The organism is Aeromonas aquatilis, from assembly GCF_054052405.1.
In genome coordinates, this window is the sequence record NZ_JBSTYP010000083.1 from 1 (window position 1) to 16,076 (window position 16,076).

13 protein-coding genes and 2 pseudogenes are annotated in these 16,076 nt (G+C 56.6%); 3 read left to right on the plus strand and 12 right to left on the minus strand.

The window, feature by feature from the left end:
* Positions 1 to 201: 201 nt before the first annotated feature.
* The 5 genes from ACW5W8_RS21785 to ACW5W8_RS21805 form a co-directional block, all read right to left on the minus strand.
* Positions 202 to 2,202: a DUF3560 domain-containing protein gene (locus ACW5W8_RS21785; protein ID WP_498630378.1), complete on the minus strand. Its 2,001-nt coding sequence runs from the start codon at positions 2,200 to 2,202 to the stop codon at positions 202 to 204.
* An 88-nt stretch (positions 2,203 to 2,290) separates the two neighbouring features.
* Positions 2,291 to 2,590: a hypothetical protein gene (locus tag ACW5W8_RS21790; RefSeq protein WP_199416778.1), complete on the minus strand. Its 300-nt coding sequence runs from the start codon at positions 2,588 to 2,590 to the stop codon at positions 2,291 to 2,293.
* Positions 2,587 to 3,102 carry a hypothetical protein gene (locus ACW5W8_RS21795; RefSeq protein WP_199416777.1) on the minus strand — a complete coding sequence of 172 codons (516 nt, stop codon included), beginning with the start codon at positions 3,100 to 3,102 and terminating at the stop codon, positions 2,587 to 2,589. Before ACW5W8_RS21795 ends, ACW5W8_RS21790 begins: the two co-directional genes overlap by 4 nt.
* 75 nt (positions 3,103 to 3,177) lie before the next feature.
* The gene (locus ACW5W8_RS21800) at positions 3,178 to 3,627 is read right to left on the minus strand and encodes a hypothetical protein (RefSeq protein WP_199416776.1); all 450 of its coding nucleotides are present in this window, start codon (positions 3,625 to 3,627) and stop codon (positions 3,178 to 3,180) included.
* Positions 3,628 to 3,755: 128 nt separating this feature from the next.
* Positions 3,756 to 4,097: a hypothetical protein gene (locus ACW5W8_RS21805; protein ID WP_199416775.1), complete on the minus strand. Its 342-nt coding sequence runs from the start codon at positions 4,095 to 4,097 to the stop codon at positions 3,756 to 3,758.
* Positions 4,098 to 4,407: 310 nt separating this feature from the next.
* On the opposite strand from ACW5W8_RS21805, the gene ACW5W8_RS21810 reads away from it, so the two are divergent.
* A complete protein-coding gene (locus ACW5W8_RS21810) occupies positions 4,408 to 4,845 on the plus strand; it encodes a hypothetical protein (RefSeq protein ID WP_498630381.1) in 438 nt (145 codons plus the stop codon).
* Between the two features lie 37 nt (positions 4,846 to 4,882).
* Here the strand turns inward: ACW5W8_RS21810 and ACW5W8_RS21815 are convergent, their stop codons facing one another.
* From ACW5W8_RS21815 to ACW5W8_RS21840, 6 genes and pseudogenes are all read right to left on the minus strand, one after another.
* Positions 4,883 to 5,548, minus strand: a complete 666-nt coding sequence (locus ACW5W8_RS21815; protein WP_199416773.1) for a hypothetical protein — start codon at positions 5,546 to 5,548, stop codon at positions 4,883 to 4,885.
* On the minus strand, positions 5,532 to 5,783 hold the full coding sequence (locus tag ACW5W8_RS21820) for a DUF4060 family protein (protein WP_199416772.1): 252 nt from the start codon (positions 5,781 to 5,783) through the stop codon (positions 5,532 to 5,534). The genes ACW5W8_RS21815 and ACW5W8_RS21820 overlap by 17 nt, the downstream gene beginning before the upstream one ends.
* Positions 5,780 to 6,121 carry a hypothetical protein gene (locus ACW5W8_RS21825; protein ID WP_199416771.1) on the minus strand — a complete coding sequence of 114 codons (342 nt, stop codon included), beginning with the start codon at positions 6,119 to 6,121 and terminating at the stop codon, positions 5,780 to 5,782. Before ACW5W8_RS21825 ends, ACW5W8_RS21820 begins: the two co-directional genes overlap by 4 nt.
* Positions 6,118 to 6,318, minus strand: a pseudogene (locus ACW5W8_RS21830) (DNA translocase FtsK); the annotation flags it as partial. The pseudogene ACW5W8_RS21830 and the gene ACW5W8_RS21825, both read right to left, overlap by 4 nt.
* A gap of 279 nt (positions 6,319 to 6,597) precedes the next feature.
* Positions 6,598 to 7,431, minus strand: a pseudogene (locus ACW5W8_RS21835) (recombination-associated protein RdgC); the annotation flags it as partial.
* Positions 7,395 to 8,006: a bacteriophage antitermination protein Q gene (locus ACW5W8_RS21840; RefSeq protein WP_447995981.1), complete on the minus strand. Its 612-nt coding sequence runs from the start codon at positions 8,004 to 8,006 to the stop codon at positions 7,395 to 7,397. The pseudogene ACW5W8_RS21835 and the gene ACW5W8_RS21840, both read right to left, overlap by 37 nt.
* A 211-nt stretch (positions 8,007 to 8,217) precedes the next feature.
* Between ACW5W8_RS21840 and ACW5W8_RS21845 the strand changes: the two genes are divergently transcribed.
* Positions 8,218 to 8,820 (plus strand): helix-turn-helix domain-containing protein, encoded by a 603-nt coding sequence (locus ACW5W8_RS21845; RefSeq protein ID WP_199416769.1) that lies wholly within the window; start codon positions 8,218 to 8,220, stop codon positions 8,818 to 8,820.
* Positions 8,821 to 9,141: 321 nt separating this feature from the next.
* Entirely contained in the window at positions 9,142 to 13,398 is a 4,257-nt protein-coding gene (locus tag ACW5W8_RS21850) for a plasmid replication protein, CyRepA1 family (RefSeq protein ID WP_498630385.1), read from the plus strand.
* A 349-nt stretch (positions 13,399 to 13,747) separates the two neighbouring features.
* Here the strand turns inward: ACW5W8_RS21850 and ACW5W8_RS21855 are convergent, their stop codons facing one another.
* Entirely contained in the window at positions 13,748 to 15,889 is a 2,142-nt protein-coding gene (locus tag ACW5W8_RS21855; protein WP_498630387.1) for a protelomerase family protein, read from the minus strand.
* Positions 15,890 to 16,076: the final 187 nt, after the last annotated feature.

The following is a 16,076-nucleotide window of genomic DNA, read 5'->3' on the forward strand; positions in this document are numbered from 1 at the left end:
CAGCAGGGCAGCAGGGCAGCAGGGCAGCAGGGCAGCAGGGCAGCAGGGCAGCAGGGCAGCAGGGCAGCAGGGCAGCAGGGCGCACCCTGGCACAATCCAGGCGCTTGGCCGTGATGGTGTCAGGCTCTATGGGGGCAGACGCAAAAAGCCCCAGCCGTGCCACCGGCTGGGGAAAGAGGGAGATCAGATCGTTATGGTGTGTTATGCGGGCAGCTTATCCGCCAGGCGTTCCGCCTCTTTCACTGCTCGGGCGGTCACCTTGCGCACCCAGGCGCAGCGACTGGGCGACCAGACGAACCCAGACCCCCGGCACAGCTGGCGGATCTCTGGTGCTGGCTTGCCATCAAACTGGATAGTGATCCGCCCGTCATCCTCGAACATCCGCCAGCCGTCCCCCTCTCGTTCGATGGGGGCGGCCTGGTGCAGGCTCTGGATCTCCTCGATACGCTGGCGCAGGCGGCGGATCTCGGCGTTGTTGTTGCTCAACCTCCAGGCCGGGACGCTGCCCCGCTTGGCCTTGTTCGCCTGCTTGAACTTGTCCTGTATCTGCTCCCGTTCTGCCAGCTTGGCCCGCAGCTGTTCAAGGGCGGTCGGGTCATCACTGGCGATCCCGGCTTGGCCTACACTGGCGGCGCGGCTCTCCAGTCGCTTGGCTTTGTTATCCAGCGCGATGGATTGGCGCATTGCCTGATCAGACCGCTCCAGGGCGCGGCGGTGTTTTCTCTCACTGTGATGGCCTACCAGGATCGGCTGGCCAAACACGATCCCGGCTACCGCTGAATGAGCGGCGCCCCATCGCTGATCACTTTGCTGATTGGCTTTGATGGCTCGCACCTGCAACCGCCCCCGCTTGGCCTCTACTCGCCCGCTATAGTCGCCCAGCAGCTGGGCGCGGGTCAGGGTGGGGGCCTCGGCCCCCTGTTCGCCCTGGGTGGGCTGGCTGTCCTGCTCGGCCTGCTGTTCGACCGGCAGCGGCTGGCCGCTGGGGTCATCGTCCGGCGGGGTTGGCTGGGTCAGCATGGCCCAGGCTATCCGGCAAGCCTCCGGCATACTGGCGGCGGTGATGCCATCAAACTGGGCGACCTGCTCCCCCTGTTGGATAGTGACCGACCAGAGCCCCCCTGCCTGCTTGGCGCTGAATTTCGGTTTAATCTGGGCCGGTGCCTGCTCCTCTACCTTGGCAATCTCAACCGGCGCGGCCTGCTCCTCTACCGGGGCAACCTCAACCGGGGCGGCCTGCTCCTCTACCGGGGCAACCTCAACCGGCGCGGCGACCTGATAGCCAGGGATCGCTATCTCGCCATAAGGGATCGATCTTGCCTTGTCATCACTCCAAAAGCGGATTTTTTGGATTTTCCAACCGGTATAGATATATCCCTTATTGGTCAGATAGTACCCGCCACCAAAGCTGTATTTTTCGCGGTGTTCGGTGCTCTGTTCTGGGTCAGCTAAAAATTCCGTGTCGGGGTGATTCTTGGCGGCCTTGCGCATTTCAGAGAACAGATCGCGGGTATGCTTAGACCAAGCCAGCACGATCACCCGGTCATCCTTGGTTTTGTAATAATCTGAATATGGATCGCTGCTGTCATCGAGCGATTCCAGATAAGCCACGATCACCCCCTTGGCATCGGCTGGAATGTCCAGCCCTGATCGCCACTCATTGACCATATGATCGCGCTGCTGCTTGGCTAGGCGGCGGGCCTCCATGGCTGCCTGTTTCTCTGCCTCGATCCGATCCTGCTCTGCCTTCTCTGCTGCCTCACCGGCTGCGCGGGTGGCGGCTACTTTGGCGGCGGCATCGGGGCCGAAATCGATCCCGCGAACAAACTCAAGCAGGCTTTGCCATTCATCTGCTTGATAATAGGCGCGGCCCTTTTCTGTCTCAGCAAATGCCAGCATGGCAAGACAATGATCGGTGAATCCGTGGGTATCACTGGCGGCCAGGTCTAACCTTGCTTGATAGCTGTCGCCATCGTCAAAATTGACGGTAACACTGGTTTTTTGATATCCGCCGCCAACATACCCCAAAGCCGCCACCTGGGCGCGGGCCTCAAAATCTGAAAACGTGCAAAGCTCCTCCTCCCCCCATGCGCCAGACTCTGACCAGTGAACCAGCACGGAAACCGGGCGGCGCACAAACTGGGCGGCCTGCTGTTGTTTGGCGGCGTTAAAATCAGCCATTGAAATAAGGGTTGCGCTCATGATCTCGATCTCCATCAGTTACCAGGTGGCGGCCTGGGGTGGGCAACTTGCCCCGCTTGTCTTTAATATAGTCCTATTTTCGGACTAATCAAGCGGCGATATCAGTTTTCTTGTTTTTTCCTGTGATCCTCTCGATCACGGTGGCAGCCGCGATCCCGCTGGCAATTCTCGCCTCTCGGGGGGTCAACTCAATATTCATCGGTTGATCGCCGTTTGCCTTGTTTCTGGCGGCGCAAATCACCCGACCAAGCCGCGCCAGGGGGAACGGTTCACCCGCTCGGGAGGCGGCTACCAGTTCCCCAACCAACCAGGCGGGCAGGGGGGCAGCGTGACGCTGCCCGGATTGATAAACGGCTATGCCCGCCGCCCATAGTTCTAGGGCATTCATACGCGATCCCCCTCTGGCAGTATTTTGGACAAGGCCAGGCTGATGAGGTCTGCTTGATAAGCCGCCAGGCGGCGGGCCGTCCAGCCCTTTGTTTTATCCAGCTGCTGGCGCCAGTTGCCAATGGGGGCGCTGTTCACAAGCTGGCGCATGGTGGCGACAAAATCAGGGCGAGAATATGCCCCTTGCGCATGGGCGGCCAGTGTATAGCTGACGTTCTGGGCGATGTTCATACACCCAACAGCGTGGCGCCAATCCAGGCGGGGCATGATCCAATCCGTGCGATTTTTGGCGTTATCCGCCGCTTGTTTCCCCACGTTATCCAAAAAGCCGACCAGGTGAACCAGGCAACGGAACGGATCAGCGGCATCAATTGAGTGAAAACCATAAGTTCCCGCATCCATCACAAAGCGATCTCCATCAAGCGACACATCAACAAAAGCGATCTTGATGGGGCCGGTTTTCAGGCTGGCGAAAAATGTCTCAAGTGTTTTTTTCATGGTGTTGATCTCCATCAGTTACCAGGTGGCGGCCTGGGGCGGGGCATTTTGCCCCGCTTGCCTTTTAATATAGTCCTATTTTTGGACTAATCAAGCGGCGAACAACATTTTTTTTGTGGCGGCAATATAGTCTGTATACCCCTGGCGCTCTGGGCCGCGCTGGATCATGTTCGCCAGGGTCTGGCGGGTGGTCTTTACTAACTCGGCCATGCTGGGTTGATCATAAAAGTCGTGATTTGAATGTTCGGTTTTCCCCCTGTAGTAGGTGCAACTTTGATGGTTAAACCCTGGGCAGGTCATCACCTCAACCGATACCGGGTGATGGCGGGCAAGGCGCCCGCTGGGGGTGGTGTGACAGATCACCCTGATCACCACTCGCACCCCGACACCATCAAAGATCAAGGATGTGCGATCTTCGGTTGTGCCTTTCCAGGTAACACGCGAACGCATGGCCAGGGTCAGGCTTGAATCTGCCGGGGTGTGTTTTTGTACCAGGGCGGCGAATAAGTTTGATGTGTTTTTCATGGTGTCGATCTCCATCAGTTACCAGGTGGCGGCCTGGGGTGGCAGGGGCGCTCCCCCTCATCTGCTTTTAATATAGTCCTATTTTCGCACTAATCAAGCGCAATAAAGCCCCTTTTTGCGGGGCTTATCACAAAAACTGTTTTCTACTGGTTCGCCGGGTATAGCACTTTCCTGGCAGACCCTGCCGGGCGGCCTGGGCCACCTGGGGCGGCCCGCTTGATCCCGGCAATCCGCCGCTCTACCAGCGCGGCGAACTGGGCCGGGCTGGCATCGCGCAATGTTGCGAGCGCCTCAATAGTAGCAAGCAGGCCAGGGCGGATCTTGTCGGCGCGGGCGCTGGCGGTGTCGCTTGCCTGGTAGAACAGGGCCGAGCGGCTGACACCCAGCAGGGCGGCGGCTTGATCCCGGTTCAGCTGCTGCCCCTGGCTATCCGTCAGGGTGTCCAGCCAGGCCGCCACGGCGGCGGGGGTCTCAGGGGTTTTCATCTGGTGCCGTCCTTATTTAGTCCGATACTAGGATTATTATCTACCCCCGCCCATAACGCAAGCGGATACACACCCAGGATACACGGCCCCAGGATACACGGCCCCGGATACACATTGCTGGATACACGGGGCAGGATACACCGCTCTGGATACATGGGCCTGGATACACGGCTCGGGATACACGGCGGCGGATACATGGCCCTGGATACACAACTGGCAGTGAGATACCCGGCTGGATACAGTTGACTGGAAAATCAGCAGGCAGATGCTGATAATGGAATCGCTTGAGAACAATAAAAGGAGCACAGGGATGGATCAAACGATAGTCGGCAGCCGGGCGGCACGGCCCCATTATGCCAAGGTGGTGGGGATGGTGGCGGCGGCATGGATAGCCATCAGCCTGCTGATGCCATTCTTTATCGGGCCCATGGGGATGATGGCCAGCGGCTGGGTGGCGCTGGCCGGTGCCCAGCCATGGATGGTTATCGCTCTGGCGGTGGCCTTTATTGGGGTGCTCGGGAGCATCTACTGGCTTGCTCCCATATGCGCGGTAGCAATGGGGGTGATGCTGTTCCAGGCGTACCACCGCTTTGCCAGCGCCATAGATGGGCTGGCCATGGAGGGTGATGATGCCATGATGCAAGGGATGGTTGGCGCCATGGCCGCCCAGTCCGGGCTCGGGTTCGGCGCGTTCCTGGTGATCTTCGGGGTGCTGCTGCTGCTGTTCAGCCCATTGCTGCGCAGATAGCCGGTGATGAAAGGGCCGCTCATTGAGCGGCCCTTTTTTATTTCCCCATCAACCCCATCAACTGGGTCAGTGCGCTGATTGGATTATCTGGATATCGCGGCGCCTTATCATCGACCCCGAAACCGAATACATCCTCGAACGATTGTAAAAACTTTTCTAAAACCGGCTCTTGTAAAAACTTTTTATCTTTTTCTTCTGATACCAGGTGAAAATAAATTTCGATGATTTTGAGTGCCATTTCATAAAAAACTTTTTTCTGGAAAATCTTTTCGTTTTCCTCGAAAACAAGTTTTGCCGTTGCAATGTTCTTTTCGCACTCATCAAATAATACCGGGTGACCATCCGGCCCATTGGTTGGTACCAGCACCATATGCCCCCAGTGACTCCACGGCCCAGGGCGGCGCCAATCACTGCCCGTCCACTCGTTGGGGCTGAATGCCCAGCCCAGCCCTTGGCGGCAGTAGCTGATTACCATCACCCCGGTGGGTACCGGATACTCATGGATGCTATGCACAGTGAGCCCGCCGCCTGTTTTCAAGGTGACATACTCCCACCACATCCGATCAGCAATCTGCCCCTCCAGCTGTGGGGCATTTTGCGCCAGCACCTGCTTGATGCGCTCAATGGCATCCGGCTTGGGTAGCTGGGCAGTGACGGCAGCGAACAGGGCTCGCCAGGCCAATAACTCACGCTCTTGCTGCATATTGTCCCTCATTAAAAAACTTGGGCCGGTATGGCTTGCCCAGCAGACGGGCGGTGATGCTCTCTTTATTCAGCCTCACCTCAACGGAATAGCTGACATTGCGATAACGGATGCTGACAGTGGTGGAGCTGTGATATTTACGGCAGCCATATTTCTCCAGGTAATAATCAATCGCCTGGTGAGCCACCACCAAATGTTCCATTTCGGTATCGTTCTTTATGATGCGCTCGATCATTCGCAATGCCTCATCGGTACCAGCTCACCGGGTACCTTATCCAGAGAGAGATATTTGATCCCGTTCAGCACCACCACATCATTTTTACGCTGGCGGAATGATTGCCCGGCCAGCTCTGGGTTGTTCCCTATGTAGCGAACGGTATCCCCTTTGTGCTTCTTCCATCCGGCTTGTTCCGGCGTCAGCACCAGGTTTGCCCATGGCTTTTCTTTCTGCTCGGGCGCTTTCTTCTTGGTCGGCTTGCTCTTGACCGGCACCACACAACGGGACTTTGCGCAATCGAACTCCCCGTTTGGTAATCGCTTAACGTGTGCGCATCCTTGGCACGGCAGGATCATGATGATGCCCCCGGCGCCAGCACATCACGCGCCCCGTTATGACCAGGAGGGGAGATCAGCCGTTCGGCTTCCATGTATTCGATGATCCTGGCCGCCCGGTTGTACCCTATCTTGAACTCTCGCTGGATCGATGAGGTGCTGGCCCGCCGTGACTCCAGCACAAAGGCTTTTGCCTTGGCATAGATGGGGTCTACTTCACTCGGGGCCTGGTCAAAGGTGATGCCGTTCGCCAGCTCCTGGCTGGCAGCGGATATCAGCCGCTCAAGGCCGACAAACCCCAACCCGGTGGCAGCCATCACGGCGGTTCGCGTCAGCTCCTGGCCATGCTCCTTGGCCTGCTCTGACATCATCAGGATCTGGCGAACCTGGTCGGCGGTGATCTGCTCCTCTGCCACCTCCCCAAGGTTGTCGTCCTGGATCAGCTGCCTGAACTGGGCCACAAACTCCGTCATGATCCCGGTGGCCAGTACAAAGTTGGTATCTGCATCCGCCAGGTGGTTCTCACCGCCGCTCAGCAGCTCGCAATACTCATCAGGCATCGAGATCCCGGTGATGCGGCAATCATGGTGCAGGGTGAACCCGATCTTGCCTTGCCAGCTGAGGTTAAGCTGGGAGCACTGATGGCCATCGGCCAGCGCGGTGGTCGTGATACCGGATAGCTGTACCGATCCGCTGTCCTTTATCCGCACCGCCTCAGTGTTACCCTGTTGCAGGTCGGCTACACAGCCAATCCCAAACCCATCCGGCAGCGCCGGATCGGACTTGAGCCAGCCGGTCATGGCATCGACCAGGTGATGGCGGGGTGACAGGGGGAGAACTGGCAGGCTACCCAGTGCTTTACGCAACAGGCAAAGCGCTTCATCGGCCTTGTTCTCGCTGCTCTCCCCCACGGCAATGAACTTATCTTTGGTGTTGATCCAGATCTTGGTGGAGTAGAGTTTGCCAAAGGCGCGGGGCAGCAGTTTTAAAAAGGCTTCCTCCTCCAACCGGTCTTTCATGGTTTTGGTGATCGTCTCTCCCTGAGCGATCAGCTCCTCTTTTTTCTTGGCTGCCTCTCGCCTGATGGCGTCAGCCGGTACTGGCCTGACCTCCTTTTTAACTCGGATCAGAATATGATGCCCGACCTGGTGAATCAGGTCGGTGGCCAAGTCGCTCAGGGCTGGGGAGAACCCCATCCGGCTATAGTCCTGCTCACCGCAGGGGGTGAACGGACATTGCTCCAGCTGCTTGGCCAGCTCTGACCAATCCACATCCTTGGTCAGCGCGTAGAGGTTCAGATTCTTGAAATAGGGTTTCGGTTTGGCTGGCATTTGTTGACTATCTCCTGACAGTGACGAATGAGCTTTCTCAGCTCAACCAGCTGCTCTATTGAATGGCGGTCAATATTGTCCAGTCGCTCCAGCAGGCGCCGCCAACGTGGCGCCCAGCGACTTTTTGACCAGCTGGCGGGTGATGGGTTGGCAAGTCCGACACGGCGAGCCAGCGCGGCGCTGCTGAACTGGTCGGCATCCTGGATACCTTGTAACTCATTGCGGCGGTGCGTCAGCGCCGCAGAGCACAGGTCGAGAAGGGTCTTTTTGGTCGATTCATGCAGCTGCATATGTTCGCTATCCGTAACGAACAACCACATGGCCAGCACATCATGGAATGACTGTTGATATTCGGTCGCATATGCAAAATGCAACCAATTTGCGTTTTGCACTGGCAATCTGGGTATAAAGCGCAACATCCGGCTGGCGTCCAGCTGGGCCTGGGTGATAAGCACCCTGGAGCCCGGCACAGATGGCCCGCCCTCATTGTTGCAATCCCTGGTGGTCGGTGCGACCGCTGTTTGATATGCCCGCTGGATCTCTAACCTCCAGAAAGCAATCTCCTGCTCCCTCATTTCACTGGTACATCCCTTGCAGTGAATAACAAAATATGGATTGAAGTGCAGCTAAATTCTGGACGGGAACAAGCGAAAGGACAACAGATTTAATACAAAAAACGCCATTAAATGCGTCTAATCAGATGCAAATATTGGATCAATCACAAGATCCTCATTATTATGAGTGATATTAAGTGTACCGAACGGACACAACTAGAAAGGGTATTGTATGGAAACCATAGAGACGGCTTCCCTCGACACGATGGGGCAACGGATCAGAGCATTGCGAAAAGCCAATGGGCTGACCATGAACCAGCTTGCTGAGCTGGTTGACGCTGCTCAATCGACTATCAGCCGGATAGAAATTGCCCCCGGCATTGATGGCGTTAGCACCCACATTATCCAGTCCATTTGCCAACAGTTCGGATGCTCTATGGATTGGCTGGTTTCAGGGCGGGGGCCGAACCCGCTTTGCGGCTCGCCTATTGATGGTGTCGTGGGGTCTACCAAACCCAGCGGCATCGAACGAATGCGGGTATTTAATTTCAGCTATGGCAGCGACTTGAAATATGTCATTAACGCCAGCCCCAACAAATTCCAGATGGGCGATCTGTTGATTGTTGACCTGGCCGCCGTCCCTGAACGTGGTGATGATATTGTGGCCATGGTGGATGGTGACATTAAGCTGATGCGGCTGCTGAACCCGATGGGCTCAATGAGTGTGGTCGAACACTACAACGGCGGATCCAGCGATATGTTTGATGCTGGAAATGCCGCCTGGATGGGCGTTGTAAGCGGGACGCTAAGTAACAAACGGGTTAGAACAGTGTGAAATCCGCAAATCCATAATTTGGATTTCCGACTTTCAAAATTTTGGTAAAGCGGCTAGGATCAAGGCGTCCTAGCCCGCTAGTTTTAATACTCTTTTGAATCTGCTGCCGAATTTAGGCAAAAAGAAAGCCCGGTGGCGACCGGGCTGACTCAAATGAGTTGGCGGGCCAGTTACCAGCTGGTAATCCGCCGCTGTACTTCTCTATATTGCAATGAACGGTCTCACGCGTTCGATTTGAATTGTAGCAAAAAGCGCTCCGGGCGCAACCCGCAACACTGTCGAATATGCAAAAACGTTCATTGCCAAACAAGGATTTTGGTAATGAAAGTAACTCTCAATGAAGTCAGAGATTATTTTTCCCGCAATTTTGGCGATGGTCGCCGCCTCTATCAATTTTTCCGTGATGAGATTGCCCAGGGGGCTGCCGCGCATGGCATCCTGTGGGGCGAGGTAGAGCATGATCTCCCCTGGCAGGCTGGCGCAAAGCTGCGCCTCAATGCCCGCAAATACCTGAAAAAAGGCGCCAAAACAGCCGCCGTCTATGCCGACTACAAAGAAAAACACGGCATCACCTACCCGACCATATCTATCGCCAACCGGGGTGAAAAAACCGCCTGCTATACGTTTGATGGCATGGAACGGCTGTGGATGATGGTTGAATCTGAGCGCGGCCTGACTGACCTCAGCGACCGCCAGCGCGACAAGCTGGCCATGCAGGCTGAGCAGGCTCGCCAGCGCGAACTCAAGGCGGCAAGAGAGGCTGAGGCAGAACGGCAGCGCCGGGAGGCAAACCGGATTGAGGAAATCCGCCATTTCCTCACCCTGAACCCGCTGAATGAATCCGCCTACCTGATCAAAAAGCGGCTTTGGGGCATTTTGCCCCATTGCCCGCAGCTGCGGGAAGGTACCAACGAAAACGGCCATTATATGGCTATTCCGCTCTACTCAGCCCACCGCCGAGATCTGCGCCATCCTGGTGATGTGGTCGGTGTGCAGCGCATCTATGATGCCCTGTTCGAGCGGAAAAATAGCAGTAAAAAGACCGATAAGGATTTCACCTGGGGCCTGGAAAAGGTCACTGAGGCAGCTCACACCCAGATAGGCGACCTGGTGACTGCCGACACCATCTATTTTGTTGAGGGCTGGGCGACCGGCGCAAGCTGCTATCTGGCCCATCAGGAGCATCTGGTTGGCAAGCGCGGCGCCTGCGCCGTCATAGTCTGCCTGGACTCCACCCAGCTAAAACTGGTGGTGGAGGTGTTTTTGCAGCGCTGGCCGTGGCTGAGCGAACGCATGGCCATCGCCCTGGATAATGACCGCCTGACCCAAAAAGAGGGTAAGGGTAATGCCGGGCTGTCGGTTGGCGATTACCTGCTGCGGCAGTTCCCATCCCTGCGCTGTCAGGTTCCCAATTTTGATGAAGCCGATAGCCGCCCGGACGGTAGCGACTTTGACGATCTGCGCCAGGGGCATCGGCTCGGTCTGAAAGCCGTGGCGCAACAGCTGCACGGCGCCGATTTCCGCATGGACAAGATCGATGACCTGTTTGAACGGGCCCTGAGAACCATGACGCTCACCCCCAAGGGGGCGGCCTTGCAAGAGGCAGCAGAGCGGGCGGCCATGGCGGGGGGTAACCTGTTCCCGATCAAGCTCAACGTCCAGCAGATCCGCGAACGCCTTGATGAGGTGGTGGCCCTGCATCCCTGGATGGATTTTGATTGGCAAAGAGTAGGGGATCGGCTGGCTCGCCACCTGAGTTATCGCCAATATAAGGCCCATTTGTATCGCTCATTCAGCCCGAACATCACCCGCGCCAAAAACCGCCCCGATCATATTCTTTACAAAAAATTCCCCGACACAGTAATTACCCCTGCTATCCAGTCATACATTGACCAGCTCAGTGGGCTCATCATCGTCAGGGCCCCTATGGCGTCAGGAAAGACCCAGCAGCTTATCAAGCCAGAAATGTGGCGGGCTCATACCGGCTCTTATTTCGCTCACCGGGTTAGCCTGGTTGGCTCTGCTCACGAAACGTTGACCAAAAGAAAAAAGGATGGCAGCGAGAATCACATCCCTGACTGGATGATGGAGATCTATCACTACCAGGAGCATGAAACATTCATGGCGATGGATGCGAAAAAGATGTGCAGCTGCATCAACTCCATCAACAAACCGGCATTCAACCGCATTCTCTCAAACATGGATTTGCTGGCCGTGGATGAGGCGAGCCAGACCCTGAGATCGATCACTGCATCCGGGGTGATGGCCTACCCGCTCACGGTTATGAACCGGCTCAAACAGGCCGCTGCCAAAGCCAAAAAGGTGCTGTTGGTCGATGCGGATGCTAATGATGACTTGGTGGAATGGGCTGGCCAGGTACGCGATATGCGGGGCGATGAACAACCGATCCACGTTATCGAGCTGGCCACCGACTGTAGCCACCTCACCGTTTTGCACGGTGAACTGGATGCCGTCTACAGCGATGTGATCCAGAAGGTTGGCGAGGGTTACCGGGTGATGGTCGCAGAAGATGCAGCAGAAGAAGGCCGCCGCCTGGCTGATGACCTTACCCAGTTATACCCTGACAAAAAGGGTCTGTTTATCTCTCAAAATACCAAGACTCACGATGCCGCCGTGCGTGATTTCAACGACAAGCCTGACGATAACATCGAAAAATATGACTGGATTATTTACAGTCCGGCGATCTCGTCTGGGGTGTCGATAGAGAAGAAGCATATCCAGCTGCATTATGGCCTGTTCCGTGGGGTGGTTAGCCCATCAGATGCGGTGCAGATGATCCGCCGCGACCGTACCGCCACCCAGTTCATTCTCGGGCTGGGTAGCCAGGGCGGTTGGAAACTTGATGATGAACTGGCGTTTTGGAAAGCGACCATATCCGGCATGGGCAAACAGGCCGATGGCCTAGAGGTAGAGTATGACGCTGAAAAAGGCGGCATCCTGCTCAAGTCTGGAGACCTCCTTTTTGACAGACTGAGGATCCGCCAGGTATGTGCCGAAAACAGCGCAAGAAACGATTTTGGCAATGTGCTGTTACTGCAACTGATGGCTGACAAATACCGGGTGTTACCGCTCGGGCTGGAGAACGCCAATGTGATGGCCGCCACCGGCAAGCAGATGAAGATAGATGCAGGTAAGCGCCTGGCTGAGCAGGATGCAGAGCTGATCATGAAGCAGCAGACCCCCAGCGATGAGCTGCGCAAAGAACTGAACAAGAAGCCCCATATCAGCCTGGAAGAAAAAGCCGCATTGGAACGCTGGTCGATAGAGCGCTGTTTGCAATCTGAGGTTAACCAGGAGTCGATCCGCTGGCTGCGCTCTGGTGGCCTTGGCCACTGTAAACGCTTTGAGCTGTTGCAGATGGCGCCTGAACGCGCCGCCCTGTTGGATCTCGGTGAGATCCAACAGGGATTACCCCCATCGACCAGGAGTTATATCGATCACTCTCGGGAGCTGTTGCAGGGGTATTTCACTACCTGCGGCATCAACCTCAAGGATGGTACCGGCGAGGTAACACAAGAAGCGCTCCAGGCAGGGCTGGATATGCTCATGCAGGAGCACAATCGCCATTTCCTGAATCACTATGCGTCATGGGCCCCCCAGTTGAAAAATCGCAAACAGGGGGCCTGGCTGTTCAAAGCCGTTTGCGAAAACCTGAATCTTGAAACGGAAAAGACCAGACAGACCCGCAGCTCAGGCGGGGCCATAGTCTGGAGGATCACCCCAGCCAGCTGGCAGCTGATGATGGATATCTACCAGGGCCGCAACGAATGGGGTTACTCATCATTTGAGGAGTTCCACGGCACAACCTCTCCGCGCCCTGTACGCCTGCTGATGGGGGTCGGCAAGCTAACCCTTACCATGCAGACCATCAGCGCAGAGAAAGCGGCCCAGAGCCGCCTCCATTCGCTCAAGGATGGCGTCTATGCAACACCTGGCAGCTCGGTATGGAGAACATCACCGAACGCCGTCAGCGTGGCCAGGCCGACTAAATACATTAACAAGGTGGTAGAGGTGATCATGACCGTCATTCCACCAACCAACAAGCCACCGGTACGCCTTCTGATAGGGGTCGGCAAATCAACCCTGACCATGCAGACCATTCGATCAGAAGAAGCCGCAATTATTCGCCTCCCACTTCGCAATGGGGGCACCTATGCGACTACCGGCCATGCTGCATGGCTCGCAGCCAAGAATGCCGTCAGCGTGGCCAGCCAGCTCCCCCATTCCTATCCGTTGGCTGATCTGATCAGGCTGGGTCTGCCGTCGAACGGGATCGGGGCCCACGGTAGGATCCACGATCTGCCGAATGATCTTATAAGCAAGGATCAAGTCGTGGATCCCGCTGGATCACCAACAGGATCTCTTTCTGATGAGCTGATGACCATTTTGAGAGGGGTAGCGGATCGGGTGCGGTGCCGCCTCTCTGATGTGGTTTCGCTGCTCTCTCCGGCTGATTGCCAGGATCTGCTGACCGGCGCTATCTCTGTGGCCTGGGTGACTGACTACGTTCAACGCTGCCGTGACAACCATGGCGAGCTGTTTGGCCGTGGGGTGTGATGTGGCGGTGATAGAAATGAATGCGGGGCAAAATGCCCCGCATTAAATAGACAGCGGTAGCTATTGCTACCGGCCACACTGGGCGCACCTTTGTGTGGTCTTGAGCCTGGTGCCTTTGGCCCAGGAGACAGACGAATTATCCACCATCTCTATGGTTTTTCAAGCTGACGGATTAGCCGTTTTACCTCTGTGACGGTTGCGCCGTGCGGGACGCTGATTTCCCCCGTTCCCTGGCCGTCCCGCGATACGGTGATATGCCGGTCACCCCGAAACCAACAATACTCGATCCCGGTGTCCGGGTTGGCACCCTCCAGGATGCCAGACCGGTATTCAAATCGGATGGTCACTGTTATCCCTCCAGTGACTCATAGTGAGCGAACGCCCTAGCCACATCCGCCTTAACCGGGGCGATAGCATCCGCCTTGCTGCCCATCACCTCATTGGCCAGCACGGTACCATCCGGCAGGGTGGCAGAAACCGACCACCAACCATCAACCCGCCGCGCCGAGATCGCCACCTTGCTCCAGCTTGCCAGCCACTGGCCCCAGGCATCTTGGCAAGCCTCATGCAACCCATCGGCATCGGAATTGAACCGGATCCGCAGCGAGCCGATGCAGAGCGTCACCAACCAGCTGCCAGCCTGGCCCTTGCATCTGAATTTTGGCTGGTGGTAATGCCCCTGGTCTGTGGCCTGCTCCGGCTCCGGCTCAGGCTCACCACCATCTGGATCTGGCTCCGGCTCCGGCTCCTGTTCTGCCTCATCCCCCTCTGGATCCGGCTCCTGCTCGTCCTCCGGCGCCTCCAGCTCAGCATCCCGCTTGGCTTGCCGCTCTGCCAGCTGTTCCGGCCCCATATCCAGGATATCCATCACCTCCGCAACGGCCACCGGCTCATCCAGGAATGACAGGTCGATCCCATAGGTACCCTCTTTTATCATCAGGGCCTGACCGGTGATCTCCAGGTACCGTTTAACCATGGGGGCATAGCACTTGCGCTCACGGATGATCACCGTCTGGTTGATGACCACCGAAGGATCCGCCAGCACCTGCTCTTTCACCCACTCATGGAGCACCGCCGCAGCGTCACCCCGGCTGATCCCCTTCACGGCATCATCGAGCTTGCACAGCTGCTCATATCGACTTTCCATGGCCTCTATCGGTGGCCGGTTGTGGTGGAAGCGCTGCAACTTGATGTGCTTGTATTGCAGCTGCGCATTCGGGTCGTCATGGCCCAGCAGCTGGCTGTAAAAAGCATCCTCATTGACCTTGGCCCAGCGCGGATCATGGTCAAACCATCGTTCCCGGCAGATCCTGGCGTAAATGGCTCGGGTGTCATATAACCGCTGGGCCTTGCCTACCCCATAGAAAACCCGCCTGGCCAGCTTGTTCAGCCCATTGGCCACCCGGTCATTGATCATCTTCTCCTGGCTGCGCATATCGCCGGGCGGGGTCAGCGCGTTTAGCTCCTTCGTTCTGTCCAGCATCCTGAGCCCGTTGAACGCCTTGATCACCAGGTCGGCAGGGAACAGGCTGTAAATCATGTAGCCATCATCCCGCTCATCGCCCCGCTTCTTGGCCTGGCCCTTGAACCGCAGCCGGTACTCATCGATCCGTTCAAACTCCCCCAGGGAGATAATTTCGATGGGGCGCCGCCCGGTAGCGCCACACAGCGCAAAAACCGTCAACTCGAAATCCCATGCCGTATGCTCCTTGTAGGTGGCCCACGGCTGCGTTAGCAGCAGCCCCAGCTTGTGCATATAGGTCGGGTAATCGATCAGGGTGTTGTTGTTCTGCTTGGTGTCCAGGCGCTTATCTGCTGCCTCCAGGAACTGCTCTTTCATGCCAGGCGGCAGCTTGAGATTCACCACAACCTCATGGTCAATCTTGATGCCGATCACATCGTTCAGCGCTGCCTCAACCTCATCAAAGCTCGCCCGCAGTTCGGCCACCAGCTCCAGATTTGGCCTGCCGTTCTCGTTGATGGCCTGCAACCGGCCAGCCCATGCAGGGTGGGCCTTTGCCAGCATGATCAGGGCCGACTTGTAGGCGCCCGAAAAATTGATGGCAGAGAACCCCCTAGCCAGCGCTGCCTCATCTTTCAGCGCGTCCTTGATGGCCCCCTTCGCCTTGCGCAAGTCTGCCACGGTAGCCCCCTCAGCCAGCATCGGCTCAAACAGGGGGGCATGGAGAGGGTACCGCTTTTGCAGCCGCTGAACCTCTCGTTCAAGCAAGTGGTGATGGAGGTTCAGCTCCTCCAGGCTCTTGCGCAGCCGGGTCAGATAGCTGGAGAAGGTGGCCAGGCTGATGCGGTTCTCGACCTTCTTGCCGCCGTACCGGCGCTTATCCAGGTACAGGGCATTCAGCACCTTGGTTGCCGCCTGCTTGAATGCGGTGGTTTTCTTGGCCTGCGGCCAATCAGACTTCTCAATACGCTGCACATCAGATACCAACTGCTGCCGTATCTTGTGCAGGTCAATTTTCATCACTGGCATAGCTCAACCCTCCATCAGTTTCACATACCTAGTATAAGCAATAACACATACACATCAAGGTTGATTTGATTTATCACGCATCACATACACATCAATGTTATCACATACTGGTTAGCATAACACATACTTTAATGGGTGTGTGTTGTTCACAGTGTCGCGGTAATAATAAACGTTTATTATTACCGCG

Coding starts and splice junctions, on each gene's coding strand:
- ACW5W8_RS21790 (WP_199416778.1), bottom strand. CDS start 2,590: ATGAATGCCCTAGAACTATGGGCGGCGGGCATAGCCGTTTATCAATCC.
- ACW5W8_RS21840 (WP_447995981.1), bottom strand. CDS start 8,006: ATGAGGGAGCAGGAGATTGCTTTCTGGAGGTTAGAGATCCAGCGGGCA.
- ACW5W8_RS21815 (WP_199416773.1), bottom strand. CDS start 5,548: ATGCAGCAAGAGCGTGAGTTATTGGCCTGGCGAGCCCTGTTCGCTGCC.
- ACW5W8_RS21795 (WP_199416777.1), bottom strand. CDS start 3,102: ATGGAGATCAACACCATGAAAAAAACACTTGAGACATTTTTCGCCAGC.
- ACW5W8_RS21820 (WP_199416772.1), bottom strand. CDS start 5,783: ATGATCGAGCGCATCATAAAGAACGATACCGAAATGGAACATTTGGTG.
- ACW5W8_RS21810 (WP_498630381.1), top strand. CDS start 4,408: ATGGATCAAACGATAGTCGGCAGCCGGGCGGCACGGCCCCATTATGCC.
- ACW5W8_RS21785 (WP_498630378.1), bottom strand. CDS start 2,202: ATGAGCGCAACCCTTATTTCAATGGCTGATTTTAACGCCGCCAAACAA.
- ACW5W8_RS21805 (WP_199416775.1), bottom strand. CDS start 4,097: ATGAAAACCCCTGAGACCCCCGCCGCCGTGGCGGCCTGGCTGGACACC.
- ACW5W8_RS21825 (WP_199416771.1), bottom strand. CDS start 6,121: ATGATCCTGCCGTGCCAAGGATGCGCACACGTTAAGCGATTACCAAAC.
- ACW5W8_RS21845 (WP_199416769.1), top strand. CDS start 8,218: ATGGAAACCATAGAGACGGCTTCCCTCGACACGATGGGGCAACGGATC.
- ACW5W8_RS21855 (WP_498630387.1), bottom strand. CDS start 15,889: ATGCCAGTGATGAAAATTGACCTGCACAAGATACGGCAGCAGTTGGTA.
- ACW5W8_RS21800 (WP_199416776.1), bottom strand. CDS start 3,627: ATGGAGATCGACACCATGAAAAACACATCAAACTTATTCGCCGCCCTG.
- ACW5W8_RS21850 (WP_498630385.1), top strand. CDS start 9,142: ATGAAAGTAACTCTCAATGAAGTCAGAGATTATTTTTCCCGCAATTTT.